The 12,809-nt window shown below is 63.6% G+C and carries 12 protein-coding genes; 8 read left to right on the top strand and 4 right to left on the bottom strand.

The annotated features are described in order from the left end of the window. Positions 1-58: 58 nt before the first annotated feature. Together AB5Y93_RS14315 and AB5Y93_RS14310 are read right to left on the bottom strand one after the other, a co-directional pair. Complete coding sequence (locus tag AB5Y93_RS14315; RefSeq protein ID WP_270830039.1) at positions 59-1,555, bottom strand: aldehyde dehydrogenase; 1,497 nt, start codon at positions 1,553-1,555, stop codon at positions 59-61. A 250-nt stretch (positions 1,556-1,805) separates the two neighbouring features. Continuing rightward, positions 1,806-2,348: a cupin domain-containing protein gene (locus AB5Y93_RS14310; RefSeq protein WP_010672493.1), complete on the bottom strand. Its 543-nt coding sequence runs from the start codon at positions 2,346-2,348 to the stop codon at positions 1,806-1,808. A 171-nt stretch (positions 2,349-2,519) separates the two neighbouring features. Between AB5Y93_RS14310 and AB5Y93_RS14305 the strand changes: the two genes are divergently transcribed. From AB5Y93_RS14305 to AB5Y93_RS14280, 6 genes are all read left to right on the top strand, one after another. After that, on the top strand, positions 2,520-3,848 hold the full coding sequence (locus AB5Y93_RS14305; protein ID WP_045522440.1) for an aspartate aminotransferase family protein: 1,329 nt from the start codon (positions 2,520-2,522) through the stop codon (positions 3,846-3,848). 98 nt (positions 3,849-3,946) lie between these two features. Further along, the gene (locus AB5Y93_RS14300) at positions 3,947-5,443 is read left to right on the top strand and encodes a CoA-acylating methylmalonate-semialdehyde dehydrogenase (protein WP_368229671.1); all 1,497 of its coding nucleotides are present in this window, start codon (positions 3,947-3,949) and stop codon (positions 5,441-5,443) included. A gap of 83 nt (positions 5,444-5,526) precedes the next feature. Beyond that, the gene (locus AB5Y93_RS14295) at positions 5,527-6,255 is read left to right on the top strand and encodes a glutamine amidotransferase (protein ID WP_010672496.1); all 729 of its coding nucleotides are present in this window, start codon (positions 5,527-5,529) and stop codon (positions 6,253-6,255) included. A gap of 153 nt (positions 6,256-6,408) precedes the next feature. Continuing rightward, positions 6,409-7,380: a LysR substrate-binding domain-containing protein gene (locus tag AB5Y93_RS14290; protein WP_041212153.1), complete on the top strand. Its 972-nt coding sequence runs from the start codon at positions 6,409-6,411 to the stop codon at positions 7,378-7,380. Positions 7,381-7,440: 60 nt separating this feature from the next. Then, complete coding sequence (locus tag AB5Y93_RS14285) at positions 7,441-8,280, top strand: PfkB family carbohydrate kinase (RefSeq protein WP_010672498.1); 840 nt, start codon at positions 7,441-7,443, stop codon at positions 8,278-8,280. Positions 8,281-8,555: 275 nt separating this feature from the next. Then, complete coding sequence (locus AB5Y93_RS14280) at positions 8,556-9,008, top strand: Rrf2 family transcriptional regulator (protein ID WP_010672499.1); 453 nt, start codon at positions 8,556-8,558, stop codon at positions 9,006-9,008. A gap of 52 nt (positions 9,009-9,060) precedes the next feature. On the opposite strand, the gene AB5Y93_RS14275 is transcribed toward AB5Y93_RS14280, so the two are convergent. Next, entirely contained in the window at positions 9,061-9,573 is a 513-nt protein-coding gene (locus AB5Y93_RS14275; protein WP_010672500.1) for a ferredoxin-type protein NapF, read from the bottom strand. Between the two features lie 137 nt (positions 9,574-9,710). On the opposite strand from AB5Y93_RS14275, the gene AB5Y93_RS14270 reads away from it, so the two are divergent. Continuing rightward, positions 9,711-9,926: a hypothetical protein gene (locus AB5Y93_RS14270; protein ID WP_010672501.1), complete on the top strand. Its 216-nt coding sequence runs from the start codon at positions 9,711-9,713 to the stop codon at positions 9,924-9,926. Then, positions 9,923-11,254 (top strand): DNA recombination protein RmuC, encoded by a 1,332-nt coding sequence (gene rmuC, locus AB5Y93_RS14265; protein WP_368229669.1) that lies wholly within the window; start codon positions 9,923-9,925, stop codon positions 11,252-11,254. The genes AB5Y93_RS14270 and rmuC overlap by 4 nt, the downstream gene beginning before the upstream one ends. A gap of 82 nt (positions 11,255-11,336) precedes the next feature. On the opposite strand, the gene AB5Y93_RS14260 is transcribed toward rmuC, so the two are convergent. Beyond that, positions 11,337-12,779 (bottom strand): TrkH family potassium uptake protein, encoded by a 1,443-nt coding sequence (locus AB5Y93_RS14260; RefSeq protein WP_368229667.1) that lies wholly within the window; start codon positions 12,777-12,779, stop codon positions 11,337-11,339. Positions 12,780-12,809: the final 30 nt, after the last annotated feature.

The raw sequence follows: 12,809 nt of genomic DNA, 5'->3' as shown, positions 1-12,809 counted from the left end.
AAAAATGAGAAAGGGGGATTTCTCCCCCCTGTGTTGTTGATAAGCGTCATTTATGACGTTATTCGAGCTGGATCCAGGTGCTTTTCAGCTCGGTGTACTTCTCCAGGGCGTGCAGGGACTTGTCGCGCCCGTTGCCGGACTGCTTGAAACCGCCAAACGGCATGGTCATGTCGCCGCCATCCCAGTTGTTGACGAAGACGGTGCCGGCGCGCAGGGCGCGCGACCCCTTCACCGCCTGGTTGAGATCCGCCGTCCAGATGGCGGCCGCCAGGCCGTAGTCGGTGTCGTTGCCAAGGGCGATGGCCTCTTCCAGGGTGTCGAAGCCGGTCACCGCCAGCACGGGGCCGAATATCTCCTCGCGGAAGATGCGCATCGTCGGGGTCACGTCGTCAAAGATGGTGGGTTCGATGTAGTAGCCGCCCTCCTCGGGCTGGGTACGCTTGCCTCCCAGCAGCAGCTTGGCGCCCTCCTGCTGGCCGATGGCGATGTAGTTGAGCACCTGCTCCATCTGGATGTGGTCCACCATGGCACCGATGCGGGTGGTGGGGTCGAGCGGGTTGGCCGAGATCCACTCGCGGGCATGGGCCAGCAGCCGCTCCATGAACTGGGGCTTGATGCTGTTTTGCACCAGCAGGCGGGAGGCGGCGGTGCACACTTCCCCCTGGTTGTAGAAGATGGCGCCGACGGCGCTGCGGGCGGCGGCGTCCAGATCCGGTGCATCCGCCAGCACGATGTTGGGGCTCTTGCCGCCGCACTCCATAAAGGCGCGCTTGAGGTTGGACTTGCCGGAGCACTGCACCAGGTGCTTGCCGATTTTGGTGGAGCCGGTGAAGGTGATGCAGTCGACGTCCATGTGCATGGCCAGCGCCTCGCCCACGGTGTGACCAAAGCCCGGCAGCACGTTGAAGACACCGTCGGGGATGCCCGCCTCCTTCGCCAGACCCGCGATGCGCAGGGCGGTGAGGGGGGATTTCTCGGAGGGTTTGAGGATCACCGAGTTGCCGGTGGCGAGCGCCGGGCCCAGCTTCCAGCAGGCCATCACCAGGGGGAAGTTCCAGGGCACGATGGCAGCCACGACACCGAGGGGCTCGCGGGTCACCAGGGCCAGGGCGGACTCTTCCACCGGGGCGACCTGATCGTAGATCTTGTCTATCGCCTCGGCGTTCCAGGCGATGCAGTTCGCGGCGGCGGGGGCGTCATACCCCATGGCGTCGCCGATGGGCTTGCCCATATCCAGCGACTCCAGCAGTGCCAGCTCCACCAGGTTCAGGCGCATCAGCTCGGCTAAGCGCTGCATGATGAGCTTGCGCTGCTTGGGAGAGAGGCCGCACCAGCGCTTGTCGTCGAAGGCGGCACGGGCCGCCTTGACCGCCAGCTCGGCATCGGCGGCGTCGCAGGAGGCGACCCTGGTCAGCAGTTGGCCGTTGGCCGGGTTGATGCAATCGAAGGTGGCGCCGTTGACGGCATCCCGGTAGGTGCCGTCGATAAAGGCTTGCGAGGGCAGGGTCAGATGGGCGGCCTTGTGTTGCCACTGGGCCAGGGTCAGGTCACTCATGTTCACTCCTTGAACCGGCAGAAAGTCAGTCTCCGCGTATCAATATGCTAAACATCCTGCCGCTTGTAAATCCATCTTGTAACAATTCATTAAACACTGACCCCGAACAACCCGGGCCAACGGCGGGGCAAACCGGGCGCCCTGGCCTGTGGTGTCGGGGGTCGCGCGGCGGGGCGGGAGCCCGTGTCGCGGGTCTGATCCCCGGGTCGGGCAGGGGGGATCCCGGCGGGCTGTTCCGGGAGAAGGCCCGTCAGAAGCTGGCGGGCGTGTTGGCCGAGATCAGCACGCACTCCTGATCCCCCACGTTGCGAAAACGGTGGGGAGTGCGGCTGTCGAAGTAGTAGCCATCCCCCGGTGCCAGCAGGTGAACCTGCTCGCCTACCGTGACTTCTACCTGACCCCGGATGACGATGCCGCACTCTTCCCCTTCGTGACTCAGCATGTCGTCACCGGTGTCGGCGCCCGGGGGCAGTATCTCCTGCATCATGCCGATGGCGCGGTTGGCGCGGCTGTGACCCACCAGACGGTAGCTGATGGGGTGGGTGCCGAGATCCGGCATGTCGTCCGCACGGAAGATCACCTCGGAATCCATCTCCGTCTCGTCGGTGAAGAAGCTGGCCAATGACATGGGGATGCCTTCCAGCACCTTGCGCAGGGAGGCCACCGAGGGGCTCACCTGATTTTTCTCGATCTGGGAGATAAAGCCGTTGGTCACACCGGAGCGTTTTGCCAGCTCGCGCTGGGAGAGGGCCGCCTTGGTGCGAACCGCCTTGAGGCGGTGACCGATATCCATCGATAGACACTCCTTGACTGTTTACTATTATTAAAATTGTGTTAAATATCTTATACCACCCCTGAGGGGTGACACCAAGCCGGGCGATAAAAGCCCTTTTTTATGGATTCAGGTGTTTAATTTAATAGGCATGAGCCAGGTGTTACTAAACGCCTTAAGGATTAGGTGACCATGAAACCTGTCAGCGACATCAATACCCCCGACATGTCCGCATTCTGGATGCCGTTCACCGCCAACCAGCAGTTCAAGGCGGCGCCGCGCATCCTGAAGTCGGCAGAGGGGATGTATTATCACTCAGAGGATGGCCGCAAGATACTGGATGGCACTGCCGGACTCTGGTGTTGCAACGCAGGCCATGGTCGGCGCGAGATCGCCGAGGCGGTCTCCCAGCAGATCTCCCACCTCGATTTTGCCCCCACCTTCCAGATGGGCCACCCCCTGCCGTTCGAGCTGGCCAACCGGCTGGTGGAGATCGCCCCCAAGGGATTCGGTCACGTCTTCTATACCAACTCCGGATCGGAGTCCGTGGACACCGCGCTCAAGATTGCGCTGGCCTGGCAGCGGGCTCGCGGCCAGGGGACCCGTACCCGGCTCATCGGCCGCGAGCGCGGCTACCACGGGGTGGGTTTTGGCGGCATCTCGGTGGGGGGCATTCCCGGCAACCGCAAGTGGTTCGGCTCCCTGCTGACCGGGGTGGATCATCTGCCCCACACCCTCAACATAGGGAAAAATGCGTTCACCAAGGGATTGCCAGCAGAAGACCTCACCCTGGCCGATGAACTGGAGAAGATTGTCTTCCTGCACGACGCCAGCAACATCGCGGCGGTCATCGTCGAGCCCATCGCCGGCAGCACCGGGGTCATCATGCCCCCCAAGGGCTATCTCAAGCGGCTGCGGGAGATCTGTACCAAACACGGCATCCTGCTGATTTTTGACGAGGTGATCACCGGTTTCGGCCGCCTCGGCTCCCCCTTCGCCGCCCAGGAGTTCGACGTCATCCCCGACATGATCACCTGCGCCAAGGGGCTCACCAACGGAGCCATCCCCATGGGGGCCGTGCTGGTGCAAAACCATATCTATGACGACATGATGGCGGCGGGCAAGGGGGCCATCGAGCTGTTCCACGGCTACACCTACTCGGGTCACCCGGTGGCGGCGGCGGCGGGTCTGGCCACCCTCGAGATCTACCGGAGCGAAAATCTGCTGACCCGGGCAGCCGAGCTGGCGGGCTACTGGGAGGAGGCTGCCCATTCCCTCAAGGGCTGCAAGCACGTGAAGGACGTGCGCAACTACGGCCTGGTGGCGGGCATCGAGCTCGAATCCATGCCCGATGCACCGGGCAAGCGGGCCTACGAGGTGTTCGTGCGCTGTTTCGAGAAGGGGGCGCTTATCCGGGTGACCGGCGACATCATCGCCCTGTCGCCTCCCCTCATCATCGAGCGCAGCCAGATAGACGATCTCTTCACCCTGCTGCAGGACGCCCTGCAGGCCCAGGACTGACCCCCACATCACACAGGATGGCGCTCGTCCCGGGCGTCATCCCCCTGTGCTGCCCCGGCGCGGCGAGGGGAGGACGGATGACCCATCACGGAGGATTTATGAGTTACAGGATCGACAACTTCATCGACGGCGAGACGACCGAGAGTCGCAGCGAGCGTTTCGGTGCCATCTTCAACCCGGCCACCGGCCAGCAGCAGGGCTCCGTCGTTCTCAGCACGGCCGACGAGTGTGCCGAGGCGATTGCCTGCGCCGAGCGCGCCTTTGGGGAGTGGTCCCAGACCCCGCCGCTGGTGCGGGCCCGGGTGCTGTTTCGCTTCAAGGAGCTGATGGAGCAGCACAGGGACGAGCTGGCCCAGCTCATCAGCCGCGAGCACGGCAAGGTCTTCTCCGACGCCCAGGGGGAGCTGACCCGGGGGCTGGAGGTGGTGGAGTTTGCTTGCGGCATTCCCCACCTGCTCAAGGGGGAGCACTCTCTCAACGTGGGCCGCGGGGTGGACAGTCACTCCATGATGCAGCCGGTGGGGGTCTGCGCCGGCATCACCCCGTTCAACTTCCCTGCCATGGTGCCGCTCTGGATGTTCCCGGTGGCCCTGGCCTGCGGCAACACCTTCATCCTCAAGCCCTCGGAGAAGGATCCGTCCCTCTCTCTGCGCATGGCCGAACTGCTCAAGCAGGCGGGCCTGCCGGACGGGGTGCTCAACGTGGTCAACGGCGACAAGGAGGTGGTGGATGTGCTGCTGACCGACCCGAGGGTCGGTGCCGTGTCGTTTGTCGGCTCCACCCCGATCGCCCAGTACATCTATGCCACCGCCTCGGCCCACGGCAAGCGGGTGCAGGCCCTGGGCGGCGCCAAGAACCACATGGTGGTCATGCCGGATGCCAATCTGGATCAGGCGGTTTCCGCCCTGATGGGGGCCGCCTACGGCGCGGCGGGCGAGCGTTGCATGGCGATATCGGTGGCCGTGGTGGTGGGTGACGAGACCGCCGATGCCCTGGTGGCGAAGCTCTCGCCCCTGGTGGCGGCCCTGCGGGTCGGCCCCGGCCTCGGTCAGAGTCCGGAGAACGAGATGGGGCCCCTCATCAGCCGGGAACACCTGGCCAAGGTGCGCGGCTACGTGGATCAGGGGGTGGCCGAGGGGGCCGAGCTGGTGGTGGATGGCCGGGGCCTGAGCCATGGCGAGGGCTACTTCATCGGGGGCAGCCTGTTCGATCGAGTCTGCCCCGAGATGCGCATCTACCGGGAGGAGATCTTCGGCCCCGTGCTCGCCATCGTGCGGGCCCCGGACTACGAGACGGCCCTGCGCCTCATCAACGAACACGAGTACGGCAACGGCACCGCCATCTTCACCGGTGACGGAGATACCGCAAGGGACTTCACCACGCGGGTTCAGGTCGGTATGGTAGGGGTGAACGTTCCCATTCCGGTGCCCATGGCGTTTCACAGCTTCGGTGGCTGGAAACGGTCCATCTTCGGGCCGCTCAACATGCACGGGCCGGATGGGGTGCGCTTCTACACCCGGATGAAGACGGTGACCGCCCGCTGGCCCCAGAGCCTGCGCGCCGGCGCCGAGTTCTCCATGCCGACCATGAAGTGAGCCACCGGCTCGCTGCCATGGCTTTAATCTCTTGCCCCCGCAGGCCGCCGGTCTGCGGGGGCGCTTCTGTCAAGGAGTAACAGATGCGACTGGGTATTCTCGATTGTGACCGGCTGGACCCCGATTTGGTGGGGGATTTTGGTCCCGTTTACTCCGAGATGTTTATCAAGGGTTTCCGGGCGTTGGCCCCCGAGCTGGAATTTCGGGTCTGGTCCGCCCTCGACGGCGATCTGCCCCCGGATCTGACCGAATGCGATGCCTGGCTCATCACCGGCTCGCGTCACGATGCCTACAGTGACATCCCCTGGATCCTGGCGCTGCGCGACTGGATCCGCCGGGCCCACGATGCCAACGTCAAGCTGGCCGGGGTCTGCTTCGGCCACCAGGTGATCGCCCAGGCGCTGGGAGGGGAGGTGATGAAGTCCACCAAGGGGTGGGGGCTGGGGGTGTCGGTCCATGCCATGCAGACGACAAAACCCTGGATGGCGCCGGGTCTGGACACCATCCGCATCCTGGCAAGCCACCAGGATCAGGTGGAGCAGCTTCCGCCGGGGGCGACCCTGCTTGCGGGCAACGACTTCTGCCCCAACTTCATGTTCCTGCAGGGGGATCACATCGTCGCCATCCAGGGGCACCCGGAATTCTCGGTGGCGTACAACCGGGCCCTGATCGAGCGGCGACGGGACAGGCTGCCCGATGCACATTACCAGAGCAGTCTCTCTTCCCTGGAAGGGGAGGTGGATTCCGCCACCATGATGCAGTGGCTGCTGCAGTTCCTCGGCATCCTGCCGATCGGGGCCGACGCGCGCTGAACCCCGTTTGTCATATCCACCGCGCTGATGCTAGATTTTGTAGCAAAATGAAGGATCAAGCGGCGATATGCCCAGTCCGGATGATACACTGGCCGCCATTTTTGGCGGCCTAGTCCATCGACGAGCGCCGCGTCAGTCTGTGAGGGGGCAACCTTGAAACTACAGCAGTTGAAGTATCTGATCGCGGTGCGGGACCACAATCTCAACGTCTCCGTTGCCTCCGATGCGCTCTATACCAGCCAGCCTGGGGTGAGCAAGCAGATCGGCTTGCTGGAGAGCGAGCTGGGGGTGCGCATCTTCGAGCGCCGCGGCAAGCACCTGCACCGGATCACCCCTGTGGGGGAGGAGATCATCAAGTGTGCCGAGGCCATGCTCAATATCGAGAGCAAGATCAAGGCTATCTCCCGGGAGTACCTGGATCCGACCGTGGGCACCCTCAACATCCACACCACCCACACCATCGCCCGCTACCTGCTGCCGAAAAGCGTCACCTACTTCACCAAAAAGTACCCCAAGATCTCGTTCCACCTGCATCCTGTGATGTCCGCCACCAAGGAGCAGATCAGCAAGGGATACTCGGATTTTTCCATCGTGGCCCACGAGATAGGCTTCGACAAGGAGCTGATCGCGCTGCCCGCCTACCTCTGGACCCTCTCCCTGGTGGTGCCCCAGGAGCACCCCCTGGCCAAGGTGAAGAAGCCGACCCTGGAGCAGCTCTGCCAGTATCCCATCCTGAGCTACGAGAGCGGCGCCACCGGGCGTCAGGTGCAGGACAGGGTGTTCCAGGCGGCCGGCCTCACTCCCAACTACTACATGACGGTGATGGATGCAGGCGTCATCAAGCGCTACGTGGAGCTGGGCTTTGGCATCGGCATCATCTCCTCCCTGGTAGCCAACGATAGCGATGCCCCCGGCCTCGTGGCCATCAATCTGGAGCACCTGTTCGAGCCTTGCCCGGCCCAGATCTGCTTCAGCAAGAGCATCCTCTTGCAGAACTACATGTATGACTTCATCAGCTCTTTCTCCCCCCATCTCACCAAGGAGATGATCCAGAACGTGATGCAGCAGCCGACCCAGGCACGCATCGACGAGCTGCTGTCAGGGGTGGAGTTGCCCGTCTACTGATCCCGCTTCCGTTTCTGTGCCGGCACCCCGGGGTGTCGGCCTCCTCCCGCCGAGGTTTCCATGTCCCGCATCCTGCTGCTCGCCAATCTCAACTGTGATCATGTGCTCTCCCTGGCCGAACCCCTGGTGGCGGGGGCGCGGCTGCAATATGTGGATCAGGGGCGCAGGCTCGGCGGCGGCGCCGCCAATACCGGCATCGGATTGGTGTGGGCGGGGCACGAGGTGATCATCGCCTCCCGGGTCGGGCTGGACGACACCGGTGACTGGCTGCTGGAGCAGGCGGCCTCATACGGCCTGGATTGCAGCCATGTGGAACGCTTTGGCGGCGAGACCGGCGAGCTGCTGGTGCTGGTGGACGCCACCGGTGAGCGCACCATCCTCAGGCGCCCACGTCGTCCGGATCTGCCGGGGGATCTGCCGACCGAAGGGGTGGACTGCCTCTATGTGAACTATCCGGGCACCGCCATCGTGGGCTACATGCGCCAGATGCTCGCCAAGAGTTTCGTGGTGGCCCAGTATCCCAAGGGGGGGCAGGCCCGCCGCCCTTGCCACGTGCTGGTGGCCTCCCGCTCCGATCTCGGCGAGGTGAGCGACCCCTGGCAGCATGCCCGCCAGCTCGCGGGGGATCAGCTCGAATGGCTGGTGCTGACCGAGGGCAAGGCGGGAGCCGTGGCCATTCACGGGGAGGAGCAGGTCAGGGTGGCGGCGCGACCGGTCTCCGTGGTGGATACCACGGGGGCGGGGGATGCCTTCGCGGGCGGTCTCATCCACGGTCTTGCGCGGGGCATGGCCATGGCCGATGCGCTGCAGTGCGCCGTGGACTGGGGCGCCTTCGCGGTGGCCTCCGAGAGCTCCATCCCCTCCCAGGCGCTGCGCAACTGGCTGAAACAGCCCCACTGAACTCGCCGGACAACGGCTCCGGCGATGACAGAGGAGGTGGGGATTTGTCGACGGAAACCGCCAAAACCCCTCGCCGAGGCGGCAAGTTTGCGATCAATCAAAGAAAGTGTCGATTTATGTACATCTTCGTCGACACCCGCCCGGGCTGCTCTTACCCTTGTGACTTCACGACTCGGTCGAAGAAGCCCATCCCGTGCGCACGCATGTGCAGACCCCCTCTTTGTCCACCGGCTGTCGTCCTGATTTCTGGCTTGTAGTAAGAGGCAAGTGCGACCATGCAACTGACACGATTTACCGATTACGCCCTGCGTACCCTGACCTTTCTGGCCATCCAGCCCGGTGATCGCCTGTCGACCATCACGGAAGTGGCCGACACCTTCGCCATCTCCCGCAATCACGTGGTCAAGATAGTGCATCAGCTCGGCATCAAGGGTTACATCGAGACGGTGCGTGGCAAGCATGGGGGCATCCGCCTCGGCCGTGCCGCCGTCTCCATCAACCTGCGCGATGTGGTGATGGACATGGAGCACGTGCTCTGCCCGGTGGACTGCAAGCGCGAAAACTGCCGTCTCTCCGGGGGCTGCCGCATCCAGGGCATTCTGCGCCGCGCCATGCACGCCTTCCTGGAGGTGCTGGGGGAGTACACTTTGGCGGATGCGGTGCGGGATCCCACTCGTCTGTGCCACCTTCTCGGCATAGAGCAGGATAATATCCTGACCATGGCATGATGCCACGGTGAATGACAGAGGGGCCTGCGGGCCCCTCTGTCATTGCCAGCGGTCAGAGCTGGGGCACAAGGGTGATGGCTCCGTGCAGACAGGCGAGGCCGCAAGCGCCGCAGCCATCGCAGGCGGCCATGTTGACGGTCACTCCCTCGCTGCCGACCTTGATCGCCTGCTGGGGGCAGGCATCTTCGCACAGCAGGCAGTAGTAGCCCTGACGGGCCTGGCAGCTCGCCTCTATCCTGACCCGGGTCTGCACCTGACGGCCGAGGCAGAGATCCAGTGCGCCCGTGGGGCAGGCTCTGGCGCAGCTGCCGCAATAGCTGCACTGGCCACAGGCGAGATCCAGCACTGGGGTACCGGCGATGGGGCTGCCGTCATATTCGGGGCGATCGGCGGGCTTGATGAGGCCGTTGGGACACGCCTTGAAGCAGTCGCCACAACGGGTGCAGAGGGTGAGGAACTGGGACTCGTCGATGGCCCAGGGCGGGCGTGCCTCATGGCAGACCACCTCGGGTCTGCGGGGGCTCCCCCATGCGTGTGCCAGCCAGCGACAGAAAAAATGCGTCATGCCCACCCCTATACCTATTAGGGGTTAATTTTATCCAGTTTTAGGCCGGCAAGCCAGAGAATAGCGGCGGGCAGGATCGCAAGCCGGGTTGCCCTTGTGTAAGCTAGGCGGGTCTTTTTGCGGGATTGAATGAACTCATGTGGCTATTTCTGTGGCGTGCTTCTCTGCTCTATGTCTTCCCCCTGCTGATGTGGGCCTACTGCCATCTCAAGGGTATCGAGTTCAGTGAACTGGATACCGGGGTCAACAGCCACAAGTGGGTGGTGCTGGCGGCCTATCTGCTCTATGTGCTGATCTGGTTGCTGCTCAACCGCTATCTCGAACTCTTCCTGCGCCAGCGGGGGCGCCGATGACCCCGCTGCTGACCTGGTGGCCTGCCATGCTGGCTGGCGGGCTGGCGCTGCTGTTCGGCTGGTGGTGGGGGCGACGCAGCGGCCGTGAAGAGGCGCTGCTGCTGGAGGAGCGTCATCAGGGGTTGCAGGATCGCTGGGACGCGCTGCAGGACGAGAAGATGCTGGTTCAGCAGAAGCTGGATCAGCAGCAGACCCTGCTGCTCAAGCTCACCGCCCGTCTCAAGGAAGCCGAGGCGACCCTGCGCAGCGAGCGCATCGCCAGCGCCGAGAAGCTGCAACTGCAACAAGAGGCTGAACAGCGCCTCAGCCAGCAGTTCGAGAACCTCGCCAATCGTATTTTTGAACAAAATGCCGGCAACTTCCGCGAACTGAATCAGAACAGCATGGATATCCTGCTGACTCCACTCAAGGAGCAGTTGGAGGGCTTTCGCCGCCAGGTGGGAGAGACCCACGCCCAGGAGACGGCCCAGCGCCACAACCTCAAGTTCGAGCTGGAGCGCCTTGCCGAGCTCAACGCCCGCATGACCGAAGAGGCGGCGGCGCTGACCCGGGCCCTCAAGGGCGACAGCAAGCAGCAGGGCAACTGGGGGGAGGTGGTGCTGGCGCGGATCCTCTCAGAGTGCGGCCTGCGCGAGGGGCATGAGTACCACACCCAGGTCAACATCGAGGTGGACAAGGGCAAGCGCTACCAGCCCGACGTCATCGTCCACCTGCCCCAGGAAAAGGACATCATCATCGACGCCAAGGTGTCGCTGACCGCCTATGAGCGCTGGTACAACGCCGCTGACGATCTGGAGAAGGCGGTGGCGCTCAAGGAGCACGTCGCCTCGGTGCGCAACCATATCCGTGAGCTGGGCCGCAAGGATTACCAGCAGTTGCCCGGGGTGCGCACCCTGGACTATGTGCTGATGTTCGTGGCGGTGGAGCCTGCCTTCCTCGCTGCCCTTGAAGCGGACCCTTCCCTGGTGCGCTACGGGCTGGAACACAACATCCTGCTGGTGAGCCCTACCAACCTGATGGTGGCGCTGCGCACCATAGAGAACCTGTGGCGCTACGAGCGGCAGAACCAGAACTCGCGCCAGATAGCGGAGCGGGCCGGTCGCCTCTACGAGAAGTTGCGGCTGTTCGTGGAGGAGATGCAGCAGATGGGGGGCAGCTTGCACAAGGCGCAGGAGAGCTACGACAAGGCGATGGGCCGGCTGGTGAACGGTCGTGGCAACCTGATCGCCCAGGCCGAGCGCTTTCGCGAGCTGGGGGTCGAGGTGACCAAGCCCTTGCCGGACGCGCTGGTGGACAGGGCGCTGGAGCGGGAGGAGTCGGCGGACTGAGGGGAGTCGTCATTCGCCGGGACAACGAAAAGGGCAGCCATTGGCTGCCCTTTTCGTTTCATGCAACAGCCTGGACGGCTGCTTATTGCTTCCAGAAGGAGGGGAAGAAGAGCACCGCCACCGTCAGGATCTCGAGGCGTCCCAGCAGCATGCCGAACGACAGTATCCACTTGGCCGCATCCGGCAGGCTGGCGAAGTTGGTGCTGGGACCGATGACAGGCCCCATGCCCGGGCCCACGTTGGCCACGGCGGTGATGGAGCCCGAGATGGCGGTCAGGGGGTCCAGCCCGATGGCGGCGAGCAGGGCGGCGATGAGCAGGATGATGGCGAAGTAGACCAGCACGAAGGAGATCAGGGAGCGGATGATGGCGTCATTGACCGGACGGCCGTTGTACTTCTGGGGAAACACGGCGGAGGGGTGCATCAGCTGGCGCATCTGTTTCTTGAACAGGGCAAAGGCCACCTGGACCCGGAAGATCTTGAGGCCGCCCGACGTGGAGCCAGAGCAGGCACCTAGCGCCAGCAGGATGATGAAGATAATGGTGGTGAGCGGGCCCCAGGTGCCGAAGTCGCCGAGGCCGTAGCCTGTAGTGGTGAGCACGGAGACGATATTGAAGCTGCTGATGCGCAAGGCATCCATGAAGCCGTAGATATCTCTCACCCAGAGGTAGAAGGTGACGACCAGGGTCACCCAGACGATCAGCCAGAAGAAGCCCTGCACCTGGGCATCCTTGAACAGGCTGTTGTCACGGCGGGAGAGGGCCTGTACATAGAGCAGGAAGGGCAGACCGCCGAGGAACATGAAGAGAGTGCCTATCCAGTGCGCCGCGTGGGAGAAGTGGGACATGGATTGGTCCGAGGTGGAGTAGCCGCCCGTGCTGAGGGTCGTCATGGCGTGGTTGACCGCCTCGAACAGGTTCATGCCACTCACCCAGTAGGCGAGGAAGCAGAGCATGGAGAGCACCAGGTAGACCAGCACTATGTTGTTGGCCACCGTCTTGGCGCGGGGGGCGCTCTTGTCGGACCAATCCGAGCTCTCGGTCTGGAACAGCTTCATGCCACCGACGTTGAGGTAGGGCAGCACCGCCACCGCCATCACGATGAAGCCGACCCCGCCCAGCCACTGCAGGATGGATCGCCACAGCAGGATGCTGTGGGCCATGCCGTCCAGCCCCGACAGCACGGTGGATCCCGTGGTGGTGACCCCCGACATGGTCTCGAAGTAGGCGTCGGCAAAGTCGATATGGGTGATGAAGACGAAGGGCAGGGCCCCGAAGACGCAGGCGACCACCCAGACCGAGGTGGTGAGCAGGAACATTTCCCGCACGCCGAGGTGAAACTCTGCCTTGCGACCGTAATGGAGGCAGAGCAGGGCGGCACCATGGGTGATCAAGACCGACTTGAGAAATTCGACGAAACCTTCCGAACCGGTCAGCAGGGCCAGCAGGGTGGGCAGCCACATGAAGAGCGCCAGCTTGGAGAGTACCAGCCCGAGCGTGAAGACGATGGGATGCAGCTTGATCATGCAAGATAACCTGGTCGTTGATTGAAAAAA

Source organism: Aeromonas sp. R10-1 (assembly GCF_040908465.1).
Taxonomy (GTDB): Bacteria; Pseudomonadota; Gammaproteobacteria; order Enterobacterales; family Aeromonadaceae; genus Aeromonas; species Aeromonas caviae.
This window is presented reverse-complemented; position numbering and strand designations above follow the sequence as displayed.

What these genes read in the sequence shown, in the direction of transcription:
- AB5Y93_RS14315 (WP_270830039.1), bottom strand. Translation starts at nt 1,555, where the DNA reads ATGAGTGACCTGACCCTGGCCCAGTGGCAACACAAGGCCGCCCATCTG.
- AB5Y93_RS14310 (WP_010672493.1), bottom strand. Translation starts at nt 2,348, where the DNA reads ATGGATATCGGTCACCGCCTCAAGGCGGTTCGCACCAAGGCGGCCCTC.
- AB5Y93_RS14305 (WP_045522440.1), top strand. Translation starts at nt 2,520, where the DNA reads ATGAAACCTGTCAGCGACATCAATACCCCCGACATGTCCGCATTCTGG.
- AB5Y93_RS14300 (WP_368229671.1), top strand. Translation starts at nt 3,947, where the DNA reads ATGAGTTACAGGATCGACAACTTCATCGACGGCGAGACGACCGAGAGT.
- AB5Y93_RS14295 (WP_010672496.1), top strand. Translation starts at nt 5,527, where the DNA reads ATGCGACTGGGTATTCTCGATTGTGACCGGCTGGACCCCGATTTGGTG.
- AB5Y93_RS14285 (WP_010672498.1), top strand. Translation starts at nt 7,441, where the DNA reads ATGTCCCGCATCCTGCTGCTCGCCAATCTCAACTGTGATCATGTGCTC.
- AB5Y93_RS14280 (WP_010672499.1), top strand. Translation starts at nt 8,556, where the DNA reads ATGCAACTGACACGATTTACCGATTACGCCCTGCGTACCCTGACCTTT.
- AB5Y93_RS14275 (WP_010672500.1), bottom strand. Translation starts at nt 9,573, where the DNA reads ATGACGCATTTTTTCTGTCGCTGGCTGGCACACGCATGGGGGAGCCCC.
- AB5Y93_RS14270 (WP_010672501.1), top strand. Translation starts at nt 9,711, where the DNA reads ATGTGGCTATTTCTGTGGCGTGCTTCTCTGCTCTATGTCTTCCCCCTG.
- rmuC (WP_368229669.1), top strand. Translation starts at nt 9,923, where the DNA reads ATGACCCCGCTGCTGACCTGGTGGCCTGCCATGCTGGCTGGCGGGCTG.
- AB5Y93_RS14260 (WP_368229667.1), bottom strand. Translation starts at nt 12,779, where the DNA reads ATGATCAAGCTGCATCCCATCGTCTTCACGCTCGGGCTGGTACTCTCC.